This window comes from Candidatus Polarisedimenticolaceae bacterium (assembly GCA_036275915.1).
Lineage (GTDB): Bacteria > Acidobacteriota > Polarisedimenticolia > Polarisedimenticolales > DASRJG01 > DASRJG01.
This window is the reverse complement of record DASUCV010000017.1, coordinates 85,384-109,748: the sequence shown is the minus strand read 5'-3', so window position 1 is coordinate 109,748 and position 24,365 is coordinate 85,384. Positions and strand designations below refer to the sequence as shown.

24 protein-coding genes are annotated in these 24,365 nt (G+C 69.5%); 8 read left to right on the top strand and 16 right to left on the bottom strand.

From position 1 onward, the window contains the following. The first annotated feature begins 40 nt into the window (after positions 1 to 40). The gene (locus tag VFV19_13310) at positions 41 to 535 is read left to right on the top strand and encodes a hypothetical protein (protein ID HEX4825278.1); all 495 of its coding nucleotides are present in this window, start codon (positions 41 to 43) and stop codon (positions 533 to 535) included. On the opposite strand, the gene VFV19_13305 is transcribed toward VFV19_13310, so the two are convergent. Genes VFV19_13305 through VFV19_13265 form a run of 9 tightly spaced genes read right to left on the bottom strand, consistent with a single transcriptional unit; the run spans position 532 to position 8,305 of the window. Further along, positions 532 to 1,305, bottom strand: coding sequence for a 3'(2'),5'-bisphosphate nucleotidase CysQ (locus VFV19_13305; protein ID HEX4825277.1), 774 nt, complete (start codon positions 1,303 to 1,305; stop codon positions 532 to 534). The genes VFV19_13310 and VFV19_13305 overlap by 4 nt on opposite strands. Continuing rightward, positions 1,302 to 2,411 (bottom strand): PP2C family protein-serine/threonine phosphatase, encoded by a 1,110-nt coding sequence (locus tag VFV19_13300; protein ID HEX4825276.1) that lies wholly within the window; start codon positions 2,409 to 2,411, stop codon positions 1,302 to 1,304. Before VFV19_13300 ends, VFV19_13305 begins: the two co-directional genes overlap by 4 nt. A gap of 23 nt (positions 2,412 to 2,434) precedes the next feature. Further along, positions 2,435 to 2,752 carry an iron-sulfur cluster assembly protein gene (locus VFV19_13295; protein HEX4825275.1) on the bottom strand — a complete coding sequence of 106 codons (318 nt, stop codon included), beginning with the start codon at positions 2,750 to 2,752 and terminating at the stop codon, positions 2,435 to 2,437. Positions 2,753 to 2,754: 2 nt separating this feature from the next. Further along, a complete protein-coding gene (locus tag VFV19_13290; protein ID HEX4825274.1) occupies positions 2,755 to 3,207 on the bottom strand; it encodes an SUF system NifU family Fe-S cluster assembly protein in 453 nt (150 codons plus the stop codon). Then, on the bottom strand, positions 3,204 to 4,445 hold the full coding sequence (locus VFV19_13285) for a cysteine desulfurase (protein ID HEX4825273.1): 1,242 nt from the start codon (positions 4,443 to 4,445) through the stop codon (positions 3,204 to 3,206). The genes VFV19_13290 and VFV19_13285 overlap by 4 nt, the downstream gene beginning before the upstream one ends. Continuing rightward, positions 4,442 to 5,647 carry a Fe-S cluster assembly protein SufD gene (gene sufD, locus VFV19_13280; GenBank protein ID HEX4825272.1) on the bottom strand — a complete coding sequence of 402 codons (1,206 nt, stop codon included), beginning with the start codon at positions 5,645 to 5,647 and terminating at the stop codon, positions 4,442 to 4,444. Before sufD ends, VFV19_13285 begins: the two co-directional genes overlap by 4 nt. Beyond that, positions 5,644 to 6,396 carry a Fe-S cluster assembly ATPase SufC gene (sufC, locus tag VFV19_13275; protein HEX4825271.1) on the bottom strand — a complete coding sequence of 251 codons (753 nt, stop codon included), beginning with the start codon at positions 6,394 to 6,396 and terminating at the stop codon, positions 5,644 to 5,646. The genes sufD and sufC overlap by 4 nt, the downstream gene beginning before the upstream one ends. A 2-nt stretch (positions 6,397 to 6,398) precedes the next feature. After that, positions 6,399 to 7,844, bottom strand: a complete 1,446-nt coding sequence (gene sufB / locus VFV19_13270) for a Fe-S cluster assembly protein SufB (GenBank protein HEX4825270.1) — start codon at positions 7,842 to 7,844, stop codon at positions 6,399 to 6,401. Beyond that, a complete protein-coding gene (locus VFV19_13265) occupies positions 7,841 to 8,305 on the bottom strand; it encodes an SUF system Fe-S cluster assembly regulator (protein ID HEX4825269.1) in 465 nt (154 codons plus the stop codon). Before VFV19_13265 ends, sufB begins: the two co-directional genes overlap by 4 nt. An 86-nt stretch (positions 8,306 to 8,391) precedes the next feature. Here VFV19_13265 and VFV19_13260 point away from each other — a divergent pair, with 86 nt between their 5' ends. Then, the gene (locus tag VFV19_13260) at positions 8,392 to 11,628 is read left to right on the top strand and encodes a hypothetical protein (protein ID HEX4825268.1); all 3,237 of its coding nucleotides are present in this window, start codon (positions 8,392 to 8,394) and stop codon (positions 11,626 to 11,628) included. On the opposite strand, the gene VFV19_13255 is transcribed toward VFV19_13260, so the two are convergent. Beyond that, positions 11,612 to 12,232: a DUF2238 domain-containing protein gene (locus VFV19_13255; GenBank protein HEX4825267.1), complete on the bottom strand. Its 621-nt coding sequence runs from the start codon at positions 12,230 to 12,232 to the stop codon at positions 11,612 to 11,614. The genes VFV19_13260 and VFV19_13255 overlap by 17 nt on opposite strands. Positions 12,233 to 12,278: 46 nt before the next feature. On the opposite strand from VFV19_13255, the gene VFV19_13250 reads away from it, so the two are divergent. Together VFV19_13250 and VFV19_13245 are read left to right on the top strand one after the other, a co-directional pair. Beyond that, complete coding sequence (locus tag VFV19_13250; GenBank protein ID HEX4825266.1) at positions 12,279 to 12,767, top strand: peptidylprolyl isomerase; 489 nt, start codon at positions 12,279 to 12,281, stop codon at positions 12,765 to 12,767. After that, positions 12,764 to 13,369 (top strand): hypothetical protein, encoded by a 606-nt coding sequence (locus VFV19_13245; GenBank protein ID HEX4825265.1) that lies wholly within the window; start codon positions 12,764 to 12,766, stop codon positions 13,367 to 13,369. Before VFV19_13250 ends, VFV19_13245 begins: the two co-directional genes overlap by 4 nt. Position 13,370: 1 nt before the next feature. On the opposite strand, the gene VFV19_13240 is transcribed toward VFV19_13245, so the two are convergent. The 3 genes from VFV19_13240 to VFV19_13230 all read right to left on the bottom strand — a co-directional run bounded on the left by VFV19_13240 (position 13,371) and on the right by VFV19_13230 (position 16,791). Beyond that, positions 13,371 to 14,636 (bottom strand): arginine deiminase family protein, encoded by a 1,266-nt coding sequence (locus tag VFV19_13240; protein ID HEX4825264.1) that lies wholly within the window; start codon positions 14,634 to 14,636, stop codon positions 13,371 to 13,373. A gap of 198 nt (positions 14,637 to 14,834) precedes the next feature. Further along, a complete protein-coding gene (locus VFV19_13235) occupies positions 14,835 to 15,866 on the bottom strand; it encodes an ABC transporter permease (GenBank protein ID HEX4825263.1) in 1,032 nt (343 codons plus the stop codon). 1 nt (position 15,867) lies between these two features. Continuing rightward, a complete protein-coding gene (locus tag VFV19_13230; protein ID HEX4825262.1) occupies positions 15,868 to 16,791 on the bottom strand; it encodes an ABC transporter ATP-binding protein in 924 nt (307 codons plus the stop codon). 21 nt (positions 16,792 to 16,812) lie between these two features. Here VFV19_13230 and VFV19_13225 point away from each other — a divergent pair, with 21 nt between their 5' ends. From VFV19_13225 to arfB, 3 genes are all read left to right on the top strand, one after another. Next, the gene (locus VFV19_13225) at positions 16,813 to 18,159 is read left to right on the top strand and encodes a hypothetical protein (protein ID HEX4825261.1); all 1,347 of its coding nucleotides are present in this window, start codon (positions 16,813 to 16,815) and stop codon (positions 18,157 to 18,159) included. Between the two features lie 72 nt (positions 18,160 to 18,231). After that, entirely contained in the window at positions 18,232 to 20,259 is a 2,028-nt protein-coding gene (locus tag VFV19_13220; GenBank protein HEX4825260.1) for a M13 family metallopeptidase, read from the top strand. A 67-nt stretch (positions 20,260 to 20,326) separates the two neighbouring features. Next, positions 20,327 to 20,749, top strand: coding sequence for an alternative ribosome rescue aminoacyl-tRNA hydrolase ArfB (gene arfB / locus VFV19_13215; GenBank protein ID HEX4825259.1), 423 nt, complete (start codon positions 20,327 to 20,329; stop codon positions 20,747 to 20,749). Here the strand turns inward: arfB and pxpA are convergent. Genes pxpA through pxpB form a run of 3 tightly spaced genes read right to left on the bottom strand, consistent with a single transcriptional unit; the run spans position 20,736 to position 22,959 of the window. Next, positions 20,736 to 21,437 (bottom strand): 5-oxoprolinase subunit PxpA, encoded by a 702-nt coding sequence (gene pxpA / locus VFV19_13210; protein ID HEX4825258.1) that lies wholly within the window; start codon positions 21,435 to 21,437, stop codon positions 20,736 to 20,738. The genes arfB and pxpA overlap by 14 nt on opposite strands. Continuing rightward, positions 21,434 to 22,345: a biotin-dependent carboxyltransferase family protein gene (locus VFV19_13205; protein HEX4825257.1), complete on the bottom strand. Its 912-nt coding sequence runs from the start codon at positions 22,343 to 22,345 to the stop codon at positions 21,434 to 21,436. Before VFV19_13205 ends, pxpA begins: the two co-directional genes overlap by 4 nt. Next, on the bottom strand, positions 22,342 to 22,959 hold the full coding sequence (gene pxpB / locus VFV19_13200) for a 5-oxoprolinase subunit PxpB (GenBank protein HEX4825256.1): 618 nt from the start codon (positions 22,957 to 22,959) through the stop codon (positions 22,342 to 22,344). The genes VFV19_13205 and pxpB overlap by 4 nt, the downstream gene beginning before the upstream one ends. 79 nt (positions 22,960 to 23,038) lie before the next feature. Between pxpB and VFV19_13195 the strand changes: the two genes are divergently transcribed. Beyond that, the gene (locus tag VFV19_13195; protein HEX4825255.1) at positions 23,039 to 24,328 is read left to right on the top strand and encodes a hypothetical protein; all 1,290 of its coding nucleotides are present in this window, start codon (positions 23,039 to 23,041) and stop codon (positions 24,326 to 24,328) included. The last annotated feature ends 37 nt before the right edge of the window (positions 24,329 to 24,365 follow it).

Genomic DNA, 24,365 nt, shown 5'->3' with positions numbered 1-24,365 from the left:
GAGGGCGCGAGTCTAACGCGGTGCGCTACACTCCGGCGTCATGAAAGACGGCCCGGCGGGACGGATCGACGCCGCCGCTTCGACCGTCCTCATTCTCGGCGTCGTCAGCGTGGCTCTGGGCGCGTTCCAGGCGATCGTCCCGATTCTCCTCGACAAGCTCGCCGGCTCCCTCGACACCGGGGACGATCCGACACGGCCGCTGCGTGAGGCGCTCGCCGGCGGTTCCGGCTGGAGCGCCGGGGTCAACCTCGCGTTCGGCGCCGCCGCGATCGTCGCCGCTGTCGCCGTCTACCGGCGCGCTCCCTTCGCCCATCGTGCGATCACGGCGCTCGCGTGGGGCTCGATCGCGATGCTCGTGGCGATCGCGAAGCCTTCGCTCGCACCGCTGGTCGTGCTCACGGGAGGAGGCGTCGCCGCCCGCGCCGCCGTCGCGGCGCTCGCCTTGCTTCTCTTCGTCGCCCAGGTCGGCGCCGTCCTCTGGTTCCTGCGGTTCTGGCGGAAGGACGAGGTGCGCGCCGCGTTTCGTTCCGGCTAGCGCCGCCTCAGACGATCGGCGAGCGCCTCCGCCAGGCCGGCCGGCCCCGCGACGGCTCCGGAGGGAATCACGGGAACCGCCTGGTTGAATCGCACGGGACGGTCGTCGAGCCGGACGTAGACACCGCCCGCCGCTTCGACGAGCGCGATGCCCGCGCAGACGTCCCACTCGGACTTGGGACGCAGCGAGAACGTCACGGCGTCGGCACGTGCCGCGACCCGCAGCAGCTTGTACGCGACGCTTCCCACCGGGCGGAACGAGCGCACGACGCCGCGAACCCGGGCGAGCTCGCCCGACTCCGACTCGGTGCGGCTGACGATCGCCTCGATGGCGTCGAGCGAGTCTCCGGCGGAAGACGGCGTGAGGCCGCGAAACGCCGGCGGCTCGCCCTCGGTCCAGATCCCTTCCTCGCCGCTCATCGGGTTCAGCACCGCCGCCGCCACCGGCTCGCCGTCGCGGACGAGGGCGACGGAGATCGAGAGCTCGGGGATACCGCGAAGGAGCTGACTCGTGCCATCGATCGGATCGACGATCCAGCAGGTCGGGAGCGAGAGGCGCCGCGCATCGTCGGCTGTCTCCTCGGAGAGCCATCCGGCGTCCGGGAGCAAACCCGAGAGCTTCTCGTGGAGAAACGCGTCGACCGAGCGGTCGACCTCGGTGACCGGGGAGCCGTCGCTCTTGCACGCGCTCGCGAGCGGTCCGCCGAACGCGGCGCGCACGGTCGCCCCGGCCTCGCGTACGATCGCCGCGAACGCGCTCCGGTCGATCAACCCGTTCGTCTCAGGACCATGAGCGACTGGTCGTCGTGCGGCTTCTCTCCATGGAGGAACGCGCCGACGTCGTCGAGCACGCGGCGCGCCATCGCTTCGGCCGAGCCGGCACCCGAGGAGAGGAGCACGCGGCGCAATCGCTCCGGTCCGTATTCCTCGCCGGCGACGTTCGTCGCCTCGGTGATGCCGTCCGAGTAGAGGACGATCGCCTCGCCAGGCGCCAATGCCTCACGCCCCTGAGCGTACGTCACGCCCGGGAGCATCCCCAGCGGGAGCGACGATGCCGCGAGCGTCTCGATCCCGCCGTTCCGGAGAACGAACGCGGGATTGTGTCCCGCGTTCAGATACCGGATCTCCGGATCGCCCGGTGCGATCTCGCAGTAGAAGAGCGTCGCGTAACGGTTGTCGAGCCCCGACCGCTCGAGAACGCCGTTCAAGCGATCGCCGAGCGCCGCGAGCTCGGGCGCCTCGGGTGCCAGCGCGCGCAGCGTCGCCTGGAGCTTCGCGCACAGGAGCGCCGCGCCCATGCCCTTGCCCGCAACGTCTCCGAGCGCGAGCCCCGTACGCCCGCCGCCGGCCTCGAGGTAATCGATGAGATCCCCTCCGACGTCGTTCGCGGGCGTCGTCGCGCTCCAGACCTCCCATCCCGCGAGCGTGGGATGCGTCTTCGGCAGGAGCGAGATCTGCACTTGCCGCGCGACCTCGATCTCGTCGCGCGCGAGCAGCTTGTCCTTCAGCTCGAGCATGAGCACGATGAGGACCGGCAGGAACGACCACGCGGCCAAGCGAACGGAGACGTGGACCTTCCCCCACTGGAACTCATTATCGAGAATCAGGAGGAACGGCACGAGCAGCAGGAGGAGGCGCCGGCTCGGGGACAGTCGGAAGAGCAAATTGCGGATGAGCCAACGGACGACCCAGAAGAAACGCTTCAGGCTCCCCATCCCGACGAGTTGCTCGCGCTGCTCCTCGGTGAGATAGAACCGGTAGATGTCGGCGAGGTCGCGCTTGTACGCCTGCCCGAGCTTGCCGCGCCTCATGTCGTCCATCAGGAGGCGGCCGAGGCGTACGTCGTCGCCGAGAACCTTCTTGTCGGTCGAGGGCATGGGCGGGGGATTGTAGTGCGTTGCTAGAAGAAGCCCAGCCGGAGCTTCGCGCTCTCGCTCATCATGTCCTTGTTCCAGATCGGCTCCCACACGATCTCGGCGCGCGCGCGGGTCACGCCGTCGACGGCCGCGACCTTCTGCTCGACCTCGGGAGGGATCATCTCGGCGGCGGGGCAGGAGGGGGAGGTGAGCGTCATGCGGACGGTGACCTCGCCTTCGGGCGTGACGTCGATGCCGTAGACGAGACCGAGCTCGTAGATGTCGACGGGGATCTCGGGGTCGTAGACGGTCTTGAGCGCTTCGACGACTCCGGCTTCGATCGTCTTGGGGTCGGCGCTCATGCTCACTCCGTCGTCACGGCCTTGGCGTCGCGGTCGAGGGCGGCCTTGAGCGTGTGCCAGGCAAGGGTCGCGCACTTCACGCGCACGGGGAACTCACGCACGCCGGAGAAGACCGCGAGCTTGCCGAGTGGGCCCGAAGGCGTGCCGATGTCCGGGGGCGTGGTCAGCAGGCGGTGGAACCACTCGAAGAGGTTCTTCCCGTCCTCGAGCGATTTCCCTTTGAGGCTCTCGGTCATCATCGACGCCGACGCGGTCGAGATCGCGCAGCCGTGGCCCTGGAAGCCGATGTCCTTGATCGTACCGTTCTCGACGTCGACGAAGATCGTGAAGGTGTCGCCGCAGAGCGGGTTGCGGCCGTGCGCCTCGTGCGTGACCTCGACGGGGACCTTGAAGTTCCTCGGCGTCTTGCTGTGGTCGAGGATCAGCTCCTGGTAGAGGTCGCGCAGCTCGCTCATCCCTTGAAGACCTCGGCGCACTTCGCGAGGCCGGCGAGGAACGCGTCGACCTCCGCTTCGGTGTTGTAGAAGGCGAGCGAGACGCGGATCGAGGCGGGGACACCGAAGCGCGCCATGAGCGGCTGCACGCAGTGGTGGCCGGCGCGGATGGCGATGCCTTCGAGGTCGAGCACGGTGCCGGCGTCGTGCGGGTGCACGCCGTCGAGCACGAGCGAGACGACGCCGATCCGTTCTTTCGGCGCGCCGAGCACGCGAACCTGCGGAATCCGTTTCAGTCCCGCGAGGAGGCGCTCGAGGAGGCGATGCTCGTGGCTCCCGATCGCGTCGTAGCCGATCGCATCGACGTAGTCGATCGCGGCGGCGAGGCCGATCGTGCCGGCGATGTTCGTCGTGCCGGCCTCGAACTTGAACGGGAGCGGGGCGTAGGTGGTCTTCTCGAAGGTGACCTGGTGGATCATGTTGCCGCCGCCGTGGTACGGCGGCATGGCGTCGAGGAGATCTTCTCTCGCCCAGAGGACGCCGATTCCGGTCGGGCCGAACAGCTTGTGGCCGGAGAAGCAGTAGAAGTCGCAGCCGAGCGCCTGGACGTCGACCGCCTTGTGCGAGATCGTCTGCGCGCCGTCGAGCAGCACCGGCACATCGCGACGCTTCGCCATCGCGACCAGGGCGGCGACCGGATTGACGGTACCGAGCGCGTTCGAGATGTGGATGAGCGAGAGGATCTTCGTCTTCGGAGTGAAGAGCCTCTCGGCCGCTTCGAGGTCCAGCTCGCCGGCGTCGGTCACGGGGATGACGCGGAGCTTCGCCCCCGCGGCCTCGCACGCGAGCTGCCACGGAACGATCCCCGAGTGGTGCTCCATCTCCGAGATCAGGACCTCGTCGCCGGACTTCAGGTTCTTCCGACCCCAGCTCGACGCGACGAGGTTGATCGCCTCGGTCGTGCCGCGGACGAAGACGATCTCGCGCGTGCTCCTCGCATTGACGAAGCGCGCGACGCGCTCGCGCGCGCGGTCGTACGCCGCGGTCGCTTCCTGGCTCAGGAGGTACACCCCGCGATGGATGTTGGCGTACTGTTCAGTGTAGAAGCGCGCCTCCGTCTCGATCACCGTGCGCGGCTTCTGCGTCGAGTTCGCGTTGTCGAGGTAGACGAGCGGCCGTCCGCGCATCGTGCGCTCGAGGATCGGGAAATCCTTGCGGACCCGCGCGAGGTCGAACGCGGTGACGGGTGCTCGGCTCACGGCCGGCCTCCGAGGCGCTCCGCGAGCCCGGCGGAGAGGCGTTCGGCGAGGGCGGGAACCGGGATCTTCTGCAGCACGTCGCCGGCGAACGCGTGGACGAGCATGTCGCGCGCCTCGTCGGCGCCGATCCCGCGGGTCCGCAGGTAGAAGAGCGAGGTCTCGTCGAGGCGGCCGATCGTCGCGCCGTGCGTGCACTTCACGTCGTTCGCGAAGATCTCGAGCTGCGGCCGGGTGTGGACCACCGCCGCGTCGGAAAGGAGGAGGTTCTTGTTCGACTGCTTCGCGTCGGTTTTCTGAGCGTTGGGGCGGACGATGATCCGGCCGTTGAAGACCGCGCGGGCCGACCCCGCGAGGACGCCCTTGTACATCTCCCAGCTCGGGCAGTGGGGGACCGCGTGGTCGAGCGCGGTGTGATTGTCGACGTGCTGCGTGCCGTCGGCGACGTACAGGCCGTAGAGGTGGCACTCGGCACCCTGGCCGAGGAGGCGCGACCCGATGTCGTTCCTCGCGAGCTTCGCGCCCAGCGTGACGTTGTGCGAGTGGAGCCGGGCATCGCGTCCCTGACGGCCGGCGATGGTCGCCACGTGCCATGCGCCCTCGCCCTCCGACTGCACCTTGACGTGCTCGACGTGCGCGTCGTCGGCCACGAGGATCTCGGTGACCGCGTTCGTGAGGTAGGGGCCGTTCCCCACGGTGACGTAAGTCTCGACGACGACGCCGCGCCCACCGGCGCCGGCGACGACGAGGACGCGCGGATGGATCGATCGCGGCTCGTCCGAGGGAACCGCGACATGGAGGACGTGCACCGGCTCCTTCAGTTCCACGCCGTCGGGAATGGAGATGAGGACGCCGTCTTGAAAGAGCGCGGTGTTGAGGGCCACGAAGGCGCGATCGTCGAACGCCGCGGCGCTCGCGAGGCGATCGTGATCCGTCATGCTCTCGACGCGCACGTTCGACTGGAGACGCGTAAGACGCGAGAGCGAGCGGTCGAAGCGCCCGTTCACCAGGACGACGCGGACGGGAAGGAGGCTCGCAAGAGGCGAGGCCGCCTCGAGGGTCGCGGCGTCGAGCCGGACCGCCGGTGCGACGGCGGTCGCGAACGGCGCCACCGGCTGCACGTTCGTCTGCCGCCAGTCCTCCTCGGTCGGCTTCGGGATGCCGAGCGTCTCGAACCGCGCCCGCGCGTCGGCCCTCAGGCTCATCGAGAGACCCCCTCCTCGAGCCACCCGTAGCCCTTCTTTTCGAGGTCGAGGGCGAGGGTCTTGTCGCCCGAGCGCACGATCCGGCCCTCGGCCAGGACGTGGACGCGGTCGGGGACGATGTAGTCGAGCAGGCGCTGGTAGTGCGTGACGACGACGATGCCGCGATCCGGCGAGCGCATCGCGTTGACGCCGGCGGCGACGATCTTCAGCGCGTCGATGTCGAGGCCCGAGTCGGTCTCGTCGAGGATCGCGAGCTTGGGATCGAGCACCGCCATCTGGAAGATCTCGTTCCGCTTCTTCTCGCCGCCCGAGAACCCTTCGTTCACCGAGCGCTGGAGGAAGCTCTCGTCCATGTCGACGACCTTGAGCTTCGCGCGGACGTAGGCGAGGAAATCGATCGCGTCGAGCTCCGGCTCGCCGCGTTGCTTGCGCACCGAGTTGAGCGCCGCCTTGAGGAAGTAGACGTTGCTCACGCCGGGGATCTCGACCGGATACTGGAAGGCGAGGAAGATGCCGGCGCGCGCGCGGTCCTCCGGCTGCAGCGCCAGGAGGTCCTGACCGAGGAAGGTGACGCCGCCCGCGGTGACGGAGTAAGCCTCGCGACCGGCAAGCACCTGGGCGAGCGTGCTCTTCCCGGAGCCGTTCGGGCCCATGATCGCGTGGACCTCTCCCGCGCGAACGTCGAGGTCGACGCCCTTCAGGATTTCGGCTCCGCCGACCGACGCGTGCAGATTCTCGATCTTCAGCATGCTCAACCGACGCTCCCTTCGAGACTCACCCCGAGAAGCTTCTGCGCCTCGACCGCGAACTCCATCGGGAGCTCACGGAAGACCTCCTTGCAGAAGCCGTTCACGATCATGTTCACGGCGTCTTCCTTCGAGATGCCGCGCTGCTGGAAGTAGAAGATCTGGTCCTCGCCGATCTTGGAGGTCGATGCCTCGTGCTCGACCGTCGCCGTCGCGTTGGCGACGTCGATGTACGGGAAGGTGTGCGCCCCGCACGTGTCGCCCAGGAGCATCGAGTCGCACTGCGAGTAGTTGCGCGCGCCTTCCGCCCCCTTGAGGATCTTGACCGCGCCGCGGTAGGTGTTCTGCCCGTGCCCCGCCGAGATCCCCTTCGACACGATCGTCGACTTCGTGCGCTTGCCGATGTGGATCATCTTCGTGCCGGTGTCGGCCTGCTGGCGGTTGTTCGTCAGCGCGACCGAGTAGAACTCGCCGACCGACTCGTCGCCCTGGAGGATGCAGCTCGGATACTTCCAGGTGATCGAGGAGCCGGTCTCGACCTGCGTCCAGGAGATCTTCGACCGCGCGCCCGCGCACTTGCCGCGCTTGGTCACGAAGTTGAAGATCCCTCCCTTGCCGTCCTTGTCCCCCGGATACCAGTTCTGCACCGTCGAGTACTTGATCGTCGCGTTCTCGAGCGCGACGAGCTCGACGACCGCCGCGTGGAGCTGGTTCTCGTCCCGCATCGGCGCCGTGCAGCCTTCGAGGTAGCTCACCGTGGCGCCCTCGTCCGCGATGATGAGCGTCCGCTCGAACTGGCCGGTCTTGGCGGCGTTGATGCGGAAGTAGGTCGAGAGCTCCATCGGGCAGCGCACGCCCTTGGGCACGTAGCAGAAGGACCCGTCGGAGAAGACCGCAGAATTCAACGTGGCGAAGAAGTTGTCGGTGACCGGAACGACCGAGCCGAGATACTTCTCGACGAGAGCCGGATGTTCGCGGACCGCCTCCGAGAACGAGCAGAAGATGATGCCGAGCGAGGCGAGCTTCTCGCGGAACGTCGTCGCCACCGAGACGCTGTCGAAAACCGCATCGACCGCGACACCGGCGAGCAGAGCTCGCTCCTTTAGGGGGATGCCGAGCTTCTCGTACGTGGCGAGGAGCTGCGGATCGATCTCCTCGACGCTCTTCGGGCCCGTCTGCGACTTCGGCGCGGAGTAGTAGACGATGTCCTGGTAGTCGATCGGCGGGTAGTGAACGTTCGCCCAGGTCGGCTCCTTCATCGTGACCCAGTGCCGGTACGCCGCGAGGCGCCAGGCGAGCATGAACTGCGGCTCGCCCTTCTTCGTGGAGATCGTGCGGATGACGTCCTCGTCGAGCCCCGGGGGTACCGCGTCCGACTCGATCTCGGTGATGAACCCGTACTTGTACTCGCGCTTGGCGAGGGCCTCGACGGACGACGATTCGGTCTTCATAAGGTTCTCGGCGCCTCCATCGAGATCGTCCGGAGCGTGACGTCGAGCTGGGGCGAGTGCGGCACCGACATCTCCGAGAGCGGGATGCGATCGAGTGCGTGGCGCACGGCTTCGCTGATGCGCTGCCAGTTCGTTCTCACCGGGCAGCAAGATTCCTGCTCGCAGCCGCCGGGATTGAAGGAGCACTCGGTGATCCCGAATCGGCCCTCGAGCGCCTGGATGATGTCCGCGATGCTGATCCGGCTCGCCGGGCCGGAGAGGCTGTAGCCCCCTTTGACCCCGCGGTGCGAGACGAGCAGCCCGGCGCGCGCGAGCGCCTTCAGGATCTTGCTCGCCATCGGAACGGGGATCCCCGAGCGCTTGGCGACGTCCTTCGCCGCGTGGATCGCCTCCTGGGGCTCGCTCGCGAGCTGGGACAGGATCAGGATGCCGTAGTCGGTTTGTCGCGTGATTCGGATCATGACGGTGACTCCCAGACAAACAGTACTACAGAGGTCCCATTTCGCCAAGGCCAGTCCGATCGACGTATGGAAGTAGGATGCGCCGCGTGCCCCGCATCGTCGCCTTCGCCCTGCTCGTCCTGGCGGCGGCGCTTCCCGGACCGCCACCCGCGTCGAAAGAGGCGTCCGCCCGTTGGGTCGTCGTCGACTACGGCCCGCTCGTCGACCGCCGCAAGCTCACCCACTCCGGAGACAGCGTCGGGACGCTCCTCGATCAGCTCGGGGGGAGGCCGCGGCCGCCGCTGACCGACCATACGGAGGACGCGCTCGCGCACCGGCTCCTCGACCCGATCCTGGAGCCCTACGCGTTCGTCCTCCCCGACGCGCTCGATTCGCTGTCTCCTCCGCCCGACCCGCCGCTCGTCGAGGTCGGGCCGCTCTGGGATACCGGCGATCCGCAGCCCGCTTGGGTGGAATTGGCGCGCGCGCGGCGGCTCCTGCTCGAAAGCGACGGCGAGGGCCATCTGCGGGCGATCCTCCCGTCTCCCGGTCTCGAGGCGCTGCCTTTCTCCGAGGCGCCCCCCGCGGCGACCGACCCGGTCGCCGCCGCTCGCGAGGCGTGGCAGGACGCGTGGCCGGTGCTGCGCCACGCGCTGGCGGGGGAGCGGAAGCGGCGGCAAGGGGACGTCGAGGTCTCGGTCTATGCCTACCGGCATGCTCCCGAGCGCTCGAAGTTCCTCCTCGGGACCGAGCCGTGGAAGACGACGGTGCGCGACACCGCGGCTCCCCGCGGGACGGTGCCTCTCGATCTCGCGGCGCTCTCATCGATGCTCGAGAAGGGCCGCCGGATCGAAGGAGGCAAGATCGAGGACGGCCGCGTGCGCTGGTTCACGAGCGAGCCGGATTCCGCCCCCGTGATCCTCGGCCGCCCGACGTCGCTCGCGGATCTCGCCGTCGCTTACCGCTCGATCGCGCACGGGGGATACGGCGAGCCGTACATGAGCCTCGAGCGCGCGGTCGTTCCGCAGATCGCGGTCGTCAACTACGGCGGCCGCCTGCGCGACACGGCGCTCGGCATGGTGAGCTTGCTCGCGGACGTCCGGTTCAAGACGTTCAGCGTCGGCATCGACCTGCTCGGTCCCGGGGACGTGAGGGACAGCGTCCGCAAGACCCTCCCCGGGTTCCGCACGCACCTCGAGCGGTTCGCCGCCGACCCGACCGCCGGCGCGGTCATGAACCAGCAGACGCGTCTCTGGTTCCGCCCCGACGACGTCGACCTCACCCTCTCGCCGGAGCAGGACGTCTGCGCCTTCCGACGCGCGCGCATGACCGCGATCTCCGAGCGCGTCCGCGATGCGGCCGACGAGACGACGGCCGCCGAGCCTGCATGGACGAAGGCGACGACGGCGTTCATCAACGCCCACTACGACGAGATGTCGCAGATCTTCCCGGAGATGTCCGAGCTCAACGAGACGGTGCGATGGCTGTCGGTCTTCGCATGGCTCGAGAGCGCGCGCGCCCACGGCGTGGCCGTCCCGGACCTCGACATGCTCATGGGCGTGGAGCTGCCGGCGCTTCCGACGCCGCGCCGCTTCCCGCAGCTCCTGAGCTACGACGTCCTGCCCCGCGCCGGAGGCGAGGGTGTCGTCGACGTGCTCGATCGCACCGCGGTCGGTACGGCGCTCGACCGGCTCGAGCCGGTCGACGGGCGCGCGCTGCCCCCGGCGGTGCGCTTCCGCCGCGACCGCGCGCTCCTCGATCCGTCGGTCCCCGACCAGGCGGCGCTGGCGGCGCGCATGGATGCTCTCGGTTCGGAGACCGACGCCGTCACGCTCGATCTCTACTCGTTCCGCGCCGAGCGCCTCCTCATGCACGCCCGGATCCTCGCGAGCCTGTCGGCGCCCGAGGCGAAGGCGGTCGCGGCGCGCCGCTCCTCCGATCCCGACGCCCGCATCTTCAGTATCGGGATCGGCGGCGTCGATCTCGGCACGAACGCGATCCTGGCGCGCGCGATCGGGAGGAGCTCGAAGATGGGCCTCGGCTCGATCGAAGCGGCGCCGCCGTCCAGGGCGACCGCGCCGCCGTCGGCCGCAACGGCGCCGCAGGCGGAAGCCGTCGCCTCGGCGTGGCCGGACCACGGTCTCGGCGCCGAAGCCGAGCGCACCACAACCGCGCTCCCCGGTGGCCGCGGGTCGATCGTGGCGCGGAGCCGGCCCGGCTCGATCGTCCGGAAAGGATCGTGGAAGCTCGGCGAAGGACGCACGGTGGCGTGGGAAGAATGGATCCTCGGCATGGAGGGCACCGAAGCGCGATTCCGCCGCCGGACCCCGGACGTCGAGGGACGCGCGCCTGTCTTCGAGCGTCTCGAGGACGGCCGGCTCCTCTCCTATCGGTTCGATCGCTCCGGCGCCGCGATGAAGGCGGCGACGGTGCTCGCCCAGCTCCCCGAGGAGGCGTTCGGCGCGATTCCGGCCGAGAGCGCGGATCCTGCTCCGGTCCCGGCGGGGCTCGCCTTGCTCGACGTCGCTCCGTCCGCATCGGCCCCGACGCCCGGGCGCCTCACGGCGATCACGCTCCGTCTGCGCGACGCGGAGCGCGACCGCACCGCCGACGTGCCCGGCACGCTCCTCCAGCGGCTCGTGCTCGGCCGCGCCTTCGATCCCACGCCGGACCGACCCCTCGCGGCGTTCACCCCCGCGAAAGCGCTCCTCGGGTCCGCGCGCACGCTCATGGTCATGGCGACCGCCGCCGAAGGGCGTCCGCCGTGGTCTGTCGCCGCCGCCCCCGAGCCCGGCGAGACCGACGCCGCCCGGATCGCGACCGCGCTCACCGCGTGGTGGCGTCAGGAGGCGCCGCCGGAGGAGGCGCGTGCCGTCGTCGGCGTGCACGGAGCCGGCTCGCTCGCGCGATTCGCCGCCGCACCGCGCTTCGACGGGAAGCTCGCCGTCGACGCGGGAGCCGATGCCTTCCCTGCGCTCCCCGCGGCGTCGCGCTCCGGAATCAGCGCGCTTCCCCCGGGAACCCCCGGCGCTCGCGTCGTCCTCGTCGTGAGCGGCGAAGGGCCCGGGGTCCTCGGCCGGCACCTGCGCCGCGTAGCGGCCGATCCGTCGAACGCCGGCAAGGCGCTCGCCGTCGTCGCGCTCGCCGGGGCCCCGCGCGACGACCTGCCCGCGTCGCTCCTCGGCGAGGGGAAGCTCGCCGCGATCGGAATCTACTCCGCGGGGCCGGTCGGAATTCCGGAAGCGGTCGATCGCGTCTCGAGCTGGGCACGCGCCGCCGCCGACGCGAAGTCCACGGGGCTCCGTCTCGAGGAGCTACCCGGGCCGTTCACCTGGTACTACTGAGCAGGCGATCGATCTGCCGGTCGTGCCAGCGCGTGATGGTGAGCAGCGCGGTCAGCGCCCCGATCCCCGCGAAGAGCATGTCCTTCTGCGTGTCCCAAGGGTCGCCCTGGGTCCCGAGGAAAGCGTCGGCCGCCGAACCGGTCGCCTCCGCGGCGCTCCACTCGACGAGCTCGTACGTCGCGCTGATCGCCATGCAGATCGACAGCACCAGGAAGAAGAGCCAGCCGCCGCGGCGCAGCGGGGTCTTTCGCAAGAGGACCTCGCGCGCGATGACCGCGGGGACGAACCCCTGGGCGAAGTGGCCGAGGCGGTCGTAATCGTTGCGCGCCGCGTGGAGGGCGTCCCGGATCGCGTTGAACAACGGGACTTCCGCGTACGTATATTTGCCGCCGACCATGAGGATCGTCGCGTGGAGCGCGACGAGGACGTAGGCGAGGTTCGTCAGCGGAAAGCTGGGGCGGGTGGCGGCGAGGATGGGCACCGCGATGATGACCGGGAACACCTCGAGCACCCACGTGAGGCGATCGTGCGGATGCCATCCCGACCACGCGAAGACGGCGGCGACGTACACGAAGAGAAACAATGGAAGACGTGAGCGCTCCATGGAGCCATGCTAGCGTGAGGAACCACGATCTCGGGGGATCGCCGTGATGAAGATCGAGCCCGGCCGCGTCGTCCGCATGCATTACACCCTCACCGGCGCCGACGGCGCGACGATCGAGACGAGCGTCGGAGACGATCCGATGGTCTATCTCCACGGCGCGGGCCAGATCATCCCGGGCCTCGAGAACGCGCTCGCGGGATCGGCCGCCGGCACGAAGCGGCGGATCGTCGTTCCGCCGGAAGACGCCTACGGAGTCTCCGATCCCGGCGCGCGGATCCGCGTCCCCGTCTCGGAGTTCCCTCCGAAGATGGGCCTCGCACCCGGGATCGAGGTTCAGGCCTCGACCCCCGACGGACCGGTGACCTTCCTCGTCGTCGCGATCGAAGGCGACGAGGTCGTCCTCGACGGCAACCATCCGCTGGCCGGAAAGACGCTCACGTTCGACGTGGAGGTCCTCGAGGTCCGCGAGGCGACGCCGGACGAGATCGCGCACCGCCACGCGCACGGCACGGGCGGCGCGCACGGTCACGCGTGAGCGTCCGCGGCCGGAGAACGAGCGTCGTCCTGACGGCGCTCGCCGCGCTCGCGCTCGCGGCCAGCACACCGGCCGCCGCGCGTTACCACGGAAACGTGAACCTCTTCGTCGGCGAGAAGCTCATGGACAAGCAGGACTGGGACCCGGTCGAGGACCAGCCCGAGTTCGGCGTGATGTTCGCCTTCGGCCTCGAGCACTCTCCCGTGCACTTCGCGATGGACATCCTCTATTCCCAGAAGGACAGCGTCGTCGACTCGCCGTTCCTCGGGCCCGTCGACGTGAAGTCCAGCTCGGCCGAGTACGCGATCGGCGTACGCAAGGTGTGGGACCTGGGTGCGTTCCATCCGCTGGTCGGCGCCGGCGGATGTCTGGTCGCGGTCAATCTCGACTACGACGCGCCGGGCTTCCATCCGCACTACGCCGACAACGCCTACGGTCTCTGGATCGAGGGCGGCCTCTCCTGGCGCCTCGCCGGGCACATGAATCTCGGCCTCGACGCGCGCTATACCCACGCCGACGCGCGGTTCATGCGCAACGGCCTCCCGGTCGACATCGCGGCGGGCGGCCTGCACGCCGGCGTGCTCCTCGGCTACGGCTGGTAGCTCAAGGATCCCGCACGAGCGGGTGGGTGAGGCAGTGCGGTCCGCCCCGCGCGCGGGACAGCTCGTGGCTCGCGAAGGCGACGCACACCTTCTCGTTCCCGTCGAGGTCGATCTCCTCACGGCCTAGGAGGAGGTCCTTCGCCGTCACGATGCGGAAGCCTCCGCGCGCGAGTGATTCGAGCGTCGCCTCGTTCCGGTCGTACATGGCGATGACCCCCGGCGCGATGGCGAGCGCGTTGGCGCCGTCGGTCCACTGCTCGCGCTGCTGCGCGATCGGATCGTCGCCGCCGCAGAGAATCGGCTCGAGTCCGCTCCCGCGCCGCGCGAGGCAGGAGAGGAGGTCCTTCCGCGGCGACCACGTGCGGTGCTCGCTCTTGAGGTCGATCTCGAAGACGCTCGCGTGCTCGGCGCCTCCCTGGAGGATCACCGGGGAGTAGATGAGCGCCAGGTCGCGGTCGATCGGCGTGAAGAGCGTGTCGAGGTGCATGTAGGCGCGCCGCCTGGGCAGCTCGACCACGACGAGGAAGCGCGGGCCGGCGTCGCTCACCGCGAGCGCCTCGGCGAGGTCCTCGATGCCGAGGCGGTTCGTGCGCTCGGAGAGCCCGACCGCGACGACGTCGGGCGAGACGAGGATGACATCGCCGCCTTCGAGCCGGGCGTGGCCGGCACCGGCGACGTGCGAGCGCTCGAACTCGAGGTCATGCGGCTCGTGCCACTCGGGAGTCCCCGCGAAGTCGGGGTGGAAGCGGAAGATCGCTCTCGCGAGCACCGCCTCGCGCTCGCGTGCGGCGCTCGTCATCGAAGCGAAGACCACCCCGCTCCCGATGACGACCTGCGGATCACGCTGGAAGCACCAGTTCGGGAGCGGAGGGATGGCGAACAGCTCGTCGACGTCGAGCGCGGTCCCCGGGGCGTGCGGGCGGCGAACACCGCCCGCGAGCGCGGATGCGAGATCGGCGGGTGGCATCTCACGGAGCTGATCGGCGAGGCGCCCGCCGGCGGGGAGGAGCGCGTCCAGGAGCCACGAGCGCCCCGCGGGGTCGCCGAGGACCTCTTCCAGGAGATCCGCCGCATCGATCGTCTCGATCCCGAGGACCTGAAGGGCCCGGCGCATCCGGGCGTGCTCCTCGCGCGCACGGTCGCCGTAGAGGATGTCGTCGAAGAGGAGCTCTTCCATCATCGACGGGACCATGCGGTCGATCTCGGGGCCGGGCTCGTGCATGAGCACCTTCCGCAGGCGGCCGACCTCGCTCGTGACGCTCAGCATGACGGATCCTCGTCGGGGTCCGCGGATTCTACCAACCTCGGCTCGTGGCCCTCGCACTCGAGGACCGGGAGCCGCGGGTACCGGGGGTAGCGCGGATCGTCGTCGGACCGCGCGCAGCGGGTGAAAACGGAGCCGCGGCCCGTGACGACGCGCTCCGCGAAGCGGCAGCTCGCGCAGAGTCCGGCCGGGCCTTGCACGCTACTTCCAGCGGAAGAGACGGAGTGCCAGGAGGAACGCCGCGAGGCCCCAGCCCGCGACGATCGCGACCGGCCTCGCGACCGCGAGGAGCGGCGCGCCGTCGATCATGACCGACCGGATCGCGTCGTTGAGCGCGGTCAAAGGGAGGAGGGCGATCGCCGGCTGGATCGCGTCGGGGAAGCGCGACGGCGAGAAGAACACTCCCGAGAAGATCCACATCGGGAGCATGACGAAGTTCATGAGCCCCGACACGCCTTCGATCGTCCGCGGCCGCGCGGCGACGAGCAGGCCGATTCCGGTGAAGGCGAGCGCCCCGGCGACGGTGACGGCGCCGAGCGCCAAGAGGCTGCCGCGGAGGGGCACGTCGAACGCGAGGTGCGCGAAGCCGAGGAGCAGAACGACCTCGGGGAAGAGGAACACCAGGCGGCCGAGCATCTGGCCGATGAGATAGTCGCGCTTGCGCATCGGCGTCGCGACGAGGCGCTTCAGCAGGCCGCGCGATCGTGCGGTGACGATCGAGAAGCCGATGCCCCACATCCCGGTCCCCATGAGGTTCATCCCGAGCAGGCCGGGCACGAGGAAGTCGATATAGCGCGACCCCTTCTCCTTCATCTCGTGCGTCTGGACCGCGCGCGGATCGCTCCTTCCGGCCGCGCGCTGGAGGTCGGCGTCGGCGGCGAGGCGCGCGACGCGGCTCTCGTCGCGCGCGGGATCGAACCAGTAGGTGAGGGTGACGCCGGGAACGACGACGAGCGCGACGCGTCCCGTGCGGAGGCTCTCTCGCGCCTCCGCCTCCGTGAGGATCTTCGCGCGGAGCGCGCCGTCGGACGAGAGCGCGCCGAGCGCCTCGTCGGCCCCGGGGCCGGCCTGGACGGCGATCGCGATGGGGTCGGGCGTCCTCGCGCGAAACGCGATGCCGAGCGCGAGCGAGAGGAGGATCGGGAAGACGAGCACCCAGAAGATCGCCTCGGGCTCGCGGACGAACTCCAGGAACTTGACGCGCGTGAGATGGAGCAGGGGATGCGCGCTCATCTCAGCTCTCGCGGAGGTGGCGGCCGGTCATCGCTACGAAGACGTCCTCGAGCGTCGCGTGATGCGTCGTGAGGCGCGTGAGCGGCACCCCCTGGCGTGTCAGCTCGTGGAGGAGCGCCGGGACGGCGCGATGCACCTCGCCGACCGTGAGCGAGACGATCCCCGCGTCGACGCGCACGTCGCGCACGTCGGTCAACCCTTTGAGCGACGCGAGGTCGGGAACGCTCGCGGTCTCGATCTCGAGGACGTGATCGGCGCCGAGCCGGGCGATGAGGCCGGCGGGCGTGTCCAGCGCGATGACCTTGCCGCGATCGACGATCGCGATGCGGTCGCACAGGCGCTCGGCCTCCTCCATGTAGTGAGTCGTCAAGAGCACCGTGCCGCCGCGGGAGCGCACGTCGGCGATGACGTCCCACACCTGGCGGCGCGCCTGCGGGTCGAGGCCGGTCGTCGGCTCGTCGAGGAACAAGATCTCGGGATCGCCGACGAGCGCCGTCGCGAGCGAGAGGCGCTGCTTCTGGCCTCCCGACAGCTTGCGGACCCACGACTTCTCCTTCTCCTCGAGCCGCACGATCCGCATGACCTCCCGCGGCTCGAGGCCTCGGACGTAGAAGCTGCGGAACAGCTCGATGGTCTCGAGGACGGTCAGCTTCTCGGAGAGCTGCGTCTCCTGGAGCTGGATGCCGATCCGCTGGCGCAGCGCATCGCCGCCGTTCGCCCAGCCCTGTCCGAGCACGGCGACGCGCCCCGCGTCCGGCTCGAGGAGGCCTTCGAGGATCTCGACCGTGGTCGTCTTCCCCGCACCGTTCGGACCGAGCAGACCGAAGCATTCGCCGGTCCGCACGTCGAGGTCGAGTCCGTCGACCGCCACGAGATCGCCGTAGCGCTTGACGAGGCCTTCGCAGGAGAGGGCGATCGCGGGCATGGAGCCGCGTATCATAGACCGGTGCCTCGCCGGGCCATCGCTCTCATCGTTCTCGCCTTCGCCTGCAGCGCGGCGGCGCGTGCGGCCGGCCCCGTCCTCGTTCCGTCCGGCGACCTTCCGCCTTCGGTGACCGCCCTCGGCCCGCTCGATCAGGCCTCCGGCTTCGACCTTTCGGCGGATCGCGCGGTGGCGGTGGCGGTGCTGCCGTCGTCGCGCAACCCGGGCCGCTCGGTGCTGAGGGTCGCGCGCGGCGATGCGCCCAAGGAGGTCGAGCTGCAGGGGACGGCGCGTGCCGTCGCCCTCACCGATGACGGCCAGACCGCCTACGCGATCGCCGTCGAGAGCGACAAGAAAGGGATCGTGCGGCGCACGACGCTCGTGCGCGTCGACCTCGCGGCCCCGAAGATCGCGATGACGATCACCCTCCCCGCCTCCGCCGGGGGGCTCGCTCCGGCCGCCGGCGGCCGCGCGCTCCTCGTCGCATCGCACGACGAGCTCCGCACCTTCGTCCTCCCGGCGCTGACGAGCGGACCGCTCTATCGCGTCCTGGGAGACAACGTGGCGGTGGCTCCTCTCGCGGGGACGACACGCGTGCTCGTTGCGCAGGGGGCGTCTCTCGTCCTCGTCGACCTCGCGGGCCCGCAGGATCGTGACGGGCTCAAGATCGCGGACCGGGTCGACACGGGCGCCTCGGTCCGGCAGCTCGTCGCGTCACCCGATGAAGCGGTCGCGCTCGCGCTGACCGACACCGGTCAGGCACTCGACGTGCGGCTCGACCCGCTCCAGGTCGTTCCGCGGGGCGCGGCGATCGTCGCGGCGTGGCCGGGCACGCCGGCGGAGACTCCGCCGTCGTCGCCGAGTCCGGCGCCCGTCGCGGCAGCAGTTGCACCACCTCCGGCATCGCCCGAGCCCGCAGCGGCGCCTCCGACTCCCGAGCCTGCAGCTGCCGCGACCGGAGCGGTCGCCGGCACCGCCGCCGCAACGGCCGCCGCCGAGGCAGTGCCTAAGGAGAAACCTCCGGAGCCGCCGTCTCCCGTCGAGCCGCCGCCTCCCGTTCCGGTGCCTCCTTCCGCACCCGCGCCTTCAGGCCCAGGGACCATCAGCGGCACGTTGACCGGGCCCGATCGGTCCGAAGTGGAGGCCGTCGTCGCGCTCGGCCCCGACAACGTCTTAAAGCAGGCGGCGCGGGTCGCACCGGAGGCTTCGGGCCGCTTCGTCTTCGAAGGCTTGGCGCCCGGAGCGTACCGGATCGTGGCTACGGGAAAGAACGGGCGCGTGCTAGTCTGCGATCCTCCTTTCGCAACGATTCGCCTGGGGCCGGGGGGTTCCGCCGAAGCGCCCGCCCTGAGCGTGCAGAAGGGTTATTGAAACAATCGGACCGCACCGACGTACGGAACGGCGGCCCGTAGGACCTTAGGACACGACTCAAGGAGAAGACTCATGCGTGGTACTGCACTCTTGCTCGCGGCTGCCCTGTGCGCCGCACCGGCCCTCGCCGCCGACGCCTCGGCGTCCGGCGTCGCGTCCACCGTCAAAGCGGCGATGGATACCAAGACCGAGCCCTGCCAGGACTTCTACCGGTATGCCTGCGGCGGATGGCTCGACTCCACCAAGATCCCGGCCGACCAGTCGCGCTGGGGGCGCGGGTTCAGCGAGATCGCGGAGCGTAACCGCACCGCGATGCGCGAGATCCTCGACGACGCCGTCAAGAATCCGGGCGACGATCCGGGCCGGCAGAAGCTCGGCATGTTCTACGGCGCCTGCATGGACGAGTCGGGCATCGAGGAGGCGGGCGTCAAGCCGATCGCGGACTGGATGAAGGACGCCGCGAAGACCAAGAACGACAAGAACCTCATGACGATGGTCGGCAAGCTGCACGCCGCCACGATCCCCGCGTTCTTCAACGGCGGCGTCGAGGCGGACTTCAAGGACCCGAACACGAACATCATGCAGCTCTTCCAGGGCGGTCTCGGTCTTCCCGACCGCGATTACTACCTGAGCGACGACAAGAAGGACAAGCGTGAGGCGTACGCGGCGCACATCGAGAAGATGTTCACGCTCTACGGCGATACGCCGGACGCCGCGAAGGCGACCGCGACCAAGATCCTGGCGTTCGAGACCGAGATCGCGAAGATCTCGAAGCCGCGCGCCGAGCTGCGCGACCCCGACAAGACCTACCACAAGCTCGACATCACGGGGTTGAAGAAGCTGACGCCGAACATCGACTGGGACGCCTACCTCAAGGCGGCGGGCCATCCCGAAATCGTCCCGATCAACGTCGCGGTCCCCGAGTTCTACCAGGGGCTCGAGAAGCTCCTCGGCTCGACCGACGACGCGACGATCCAGGCCTACCTCCGCTGGAAGGTCCTCCACGACGCGGCGCCCGCGCTGCCGAAGGCGTTCGACCAGGAGAACTTCGCGTTCTACGGCAAGGTCCTCTCCGGCCAGAAGGAGCAGCAGGCGCGCTGGAAGCGGTGCGTCATCGCGACCGACGGCGCCCTGGGCGAAATCCTCGGCCAGGAGTTCATCAAGAAGCAGTTCGCGGGCGACAGCAAGAGGATCGCGCGCGAGCTCGTCGAGGCGATCCAGACCGCCTTCGCGTCGGGCCTCCCGAGCCTCGACTGGATGGACGACACGACCCGGCAGCGCGCGCTCGGCAAGAAGGCGGCGATCGTCAACAAGATCGGCTACCCGGACAAGTGGCGCGACTACTCCAAGCTCAAGCTGAAGAAGGGCGACTACTTCGCCAACGTCGTCGCGTCGTCCCGCTTCGAGTTCGAGCGCGAGGCCAACAAGATCGGCAAGCCGGTCGACAAGACCGAGTGGGGCATGACGCCGCCGACGGTGAACGCCTACTACAACCCGCTCAACAACGAGATGGTGTTCCCCGCCGGCATCCTCCAGCCGCCGTTCTTCTCCAAGGACTTCCCGATGGCGATGAACTTCGGCGGCATGGGGATGGTCATGGGCCACGAGCTGACCCACGGCTTCGACGATCAGGGCCGCAAGTTCGACGCGACCGGCAAGCTCACCGAGTGGTGGGAGCCCGCCGTGTCCGACAAGTTCGAGGAGCGCGCCGCGTGCATCGAGAAGCAGTACACGGGCTACGAGGTTCAGCCCGGCCTGCACCTCAACGGCAAGCTCACGCTCGGCGAGAACATCGCCGACAACGGCGGCATCAAGGAGACCTACACGGCGTTCAAGGCCTGGGAGGCGAAGAACCCCGGCTCCGAGAAGCCGATCGTCGACGGCCTGACGAACGACCAGCTCATGTTCGTCGCGTTCGCGCAGACCTGGTGCTCGCTCGCGACGCCGCAGATCGAGCAGATGCTCGTCACGGTCGATCCGCACTCGCCGCCGCGGTTCCGCGTCAACGGGCCGCTGTCGAACTCGCAGGCGTTCGCCGAGGCGTTCAGCTGCGCCGAGGGAACGCCGATGCACCCGACGAACCGCTGCACCGTCTGGTAGGCTTCTGATTCACGGATTCGAACGAGGGGCGCCCGGCGACGGGCGCCCCTTTTTGTTGAGAGACACGATGCCGATCTTCGTGAACGACGAGCTGACGATTCCGGACGAGGCGCTCACCTTCACCGCGTCGAGGAGCGGCGGTCCGGGCGGACAGCATGTGAACAAGACGTCGAGCCGCGTCACGCTGCGTGTCGATCTCGCCCACGGCACGTTCGTGAGCGAGGAGCAGCGCGCGCGGCTCCTGGAGAAGCTCAGGACGCGCATCGCAGCGGACGGCACGCTGCGGGTCGTCGCGCAGACCTCGCGAAGCCAGTTCGCGAACCGCCGCGCCGCCGAGGCGCGCCTCGCCGTCCTCTTCGCCGAAGCGCTCGCGCCCGAGATTCCTCGCGTCGAGACGAAGGTCCCGAGGCGCTCGAAGGCGAATCGCCTCGACGTGAAGCGGAAGCGCTCGGTCGTGAAGCGGCTTCGCGGAAAGGCTACGGAGGAGTGATCCCGAAGCCGGCGGCGGTCAGCTCCTTGCGCACGACCGCGAGGATCGCCGCCGCGCCCGGCGTGTCCGAGTGGACGCACAAGGTCCGGCAGCGACCTTCCGACGCGAGACGCACCGCCTGCGCCGACGCGTCGCCGGGGTCGGTGAGCAGGGCCCCCGGCTTCGAGCGCGCCACGAGGCTGCCGTCCCTCTCGTAGCCGCGGTCGCAGAACCCTTCCTCGGCGCAGCGCCAGCCGAGATCGCGCCAGACGGCGATGGCGGTCGAGCCGGCCAGACCGAAGAGAAGTAGAGAGTGATCCACGCGCGCGACGCCGTCGGCGATCGCCGCCGCGATCGCCGGATCGCGCGCGGCGTCGTTGTAGAGAGCGCCGTGGGGCTTCACGTGGCGGAGCGGTGCGCCCCGCGCCTCGGCGATCTCGGCGAGGGCGGCGAGCTGGCTCGCGATCACGTCGGCCAGAGCGTCGTGGGCCATCGCGATCGAGACGCGCCCGAAGCGATCCGTGTCGGGATAGCTCGGGTGCGCGCCGAGCGCCAAACCGTGGGTCAGCGCACTCTCGACCGCGGCCGTCATCGACCTCTCGTCGCCCGCATGCCCCCCGCACGCGACGTTGATCGACGAAAGGAGCGGGTAGAGCGCGTCGTCGTCCGCGCCTTCACCCACGTCGGCGTTCAGGTCGATCGTCGTCACGCGAGGAGCTCGTCGAGAGCATGCGCCTGTTTCCGCAGGAGCGCGACCGCCTCGTCGAACGAGACCGGTGCGAAGCGCAGCGTATCGCGCGGACGCAGCTGGCCGAGGCGCGACGCGTCCACCCCCGCAACCGTCGCGATCTTGGGATAGCCGCCGGAGGTCTGGTGCTCGACGAACAGGACGATCGGCTGCCCGCCCGCGGGGACCTGGATGGCGCCGAGAACGACCCCTTCGGTGATCAGCTCGCGACTTGCGGCCTGGACGAGCGGCGCGCCGTCGAGCCGGATTCCCATCCGGTCGCACGCCTCGCTCACGACGTACGGCTTCGCGTAGAGATGCATCCGCGCCTCCTCCGTGAACCACGCCGCTTGCGGACCGTCGGTGGCGCGGAACGGGTCACCACGACGGTAACCCGGCAGGTCGCGTGGATCGAGCTTTCCCGCGCGAGGCTCGCCCGCCGGCGCTCCGAGCGCGAGGTGATCACCTGCGGCGACCGCACGTCCGCCGAGACCGCCGAGCGCCGTGGCGAGGTGGGTCGAGGCGCTGCCCAGCACGCGATCGATGGCGATGCCCCCGCCGACGGCGAGGTACGCGCGCGCGCCGTTCGCGAGCGGGCCGCACGCCAGCGTCTCGCCTGAAGCGACGCGACGGGCGCGCCACCCCTCGATGCCCGCGGCGTCGGCGCCGGTGACGGCGACGATCGCGTCGCGCTCGAAGCGGAGCGTGGGGCCGAGCAGGGTCATCTCGAGCGCGGCGGCACCCGGCGAGTTCCCGACGAGACGGTTCGCGACCCGGAGAGCGATCGGGTCGGCGGCGCCCGACGCGGAGACGCCGATCGACGCCCACCCCGGCCGCCCGAGGTCCTGGACGGTCGTGAGGAAGCCGGGAGCGACGACGACGGCGCTCATGGCGCGGGAACGAACCGCACGCGATCGCCCGCGCGGAGTGTCGCGGGCTCACTCGCGGCGGCGTCGAAGAGCGACACGTCGGTCCGCCCGATGAGGTTCCACCCGCCCGCCGTCGCCACCGGGTAAATGCCGGCCTGAACTCCGGCGATCGCCACGCTGCCCGCAGGGACGCGGCGGCGCGGCGAGGGGAGACGCGGCGTCGTCAGCGAGGACGGCAAGCCGACGAGATAGGGGAAGCCGGGCGAGAAGCCGAGGAACGCGACCTCGTACGTCGCGCCGGCGTGGAGGCGGACGACCTCGGCGGCACTGAGCCCGCAGATCTCCGCCACGCGCTCGAGATCGGGACCGTCGTAGACGACCGTCACGGTGAACGTGCGCGGCTCGTCTGCGGGAGCCCCGGGGTTCCCGTCTCGTCCCGCGAGCGACGACGCGACGTCGTCCGGGTCGGTGCGAACGGCGTCGAACCGCACGAGAACGCTGCCGTAGGCGGGATGGAGATCGACCTGTCCCGGCACCGGCCGCTCGCGGAGCGACGCGAGGAGACGGTGAACGGCGCCGATCCCGTCGTCGATCTCGACGAGGAACGCCTGGTCGCTCGCCCGCACGATCCGCATCGCCGGCTCTTCTAGCACAAACCTTCCGTCGAATCGGATCGTGCGTTGTACTTCCTCCTACAAATGGGGGGCTCCGTCCATGTCGATGAGGTCCGCGTTCGCCATCTCCATGTCCGTTTTCTGTCTTTGGTTTGCATTCACGGGCGCCCGCGCTTCCGACTTCGACGGTGACGGGGTCGACGACGCGGTCGACTGCCGGCCCGTCGACGCGACGACGTGGGCAGTGCCCGGCGACGCGACGTCCTTCGTGCTCTCGGGCAAGGCGCCGACCTCTTTCCAGTGGGCCGCGCCGACCAGTCCCGGCGGAACCCAGATCGTTTACGACGTGATCCGAGCGACGAGTCCGTTCGGCTTCACCGCGGGATCCTGCGTCGACTCGAACGACACGGCGACGTCGTCGGTCGTCACCGACTCCGACCTGCCCGCGCCGGGAACCGGCTTCTATTACCTCGTGCGCTCCAAGTCGGCGTGCGGCGGCGACCTCGGCACCGATTCCCACAACGTCCAGAGGACTGGTCTGTCGTGCTCGTCATCGGCCGGTGCCGCGTGCTCCATCAGCGCGTCATGCGAAGGCGGCTACTGCTGCGGCACGACGTGCGCCGACGTCACGAGCGACGCGAACAACTGCGGCGCGTGCGGCCAACCCTGCCTGACGAATGCAGGTACCGCCTCCAACGTTTGTCTCGGCGGCGCGTGCTCGGCGACGTGCAACCAGGGTTTCTGCGACGTGGACGCGAACCAGAGCGATGGCTGCGAGCTTCCCTCCATCGTGACGAGCTGCGGCGCGTGCGGCTTCGTCTGTCCCGGCTACGGTCAGCCCGCGGACAACGTGACGTGCGACGCGTCTCTGAGCTGCACGTTCTCCTGCCAGGGCGAGAACTACGACGTGGACGTCAATCCGTCGGACGGTTGCGAGGCCCTCGATTCGCCCACGGGAAACCACATCCAGGGCAACGCCGTGAGCCAAGGCTCGAAGTCTTGCAACGACGGCGACACGTTCAGCTTCGGCGGCAAGATCATCAACGACACGCGGAATCACCTGACTCCGGCCGTGACCGGTTTTGACCCCGTCTCCGGTTCGGCTCCCGACTGGATGTCGCTCTCGGCGACCGGTGGGTTCACCTGCATCGACGACCTGAGCATCACGCTCACGATGACCGGAGCGAACCAGCCGGCGTGTTACAAGCTGACGGTGATCACCAACAGTCACACGTATTCGTGCCAGACGAACGTCGCGGGCACGTGCATCATCACGCAGGGATCGGGCTCCTACAGCGACAACACGACCGTGCTGTTCCAGGTTTCACGGACGTGCGCCGCGGCGACGGGTCAGCAGTCGCTGCCCTACACGATCAGCGGCCACCTCTGATCGCTCAGGCGGGGCGTGGCATCATGTGCCTTCCTGA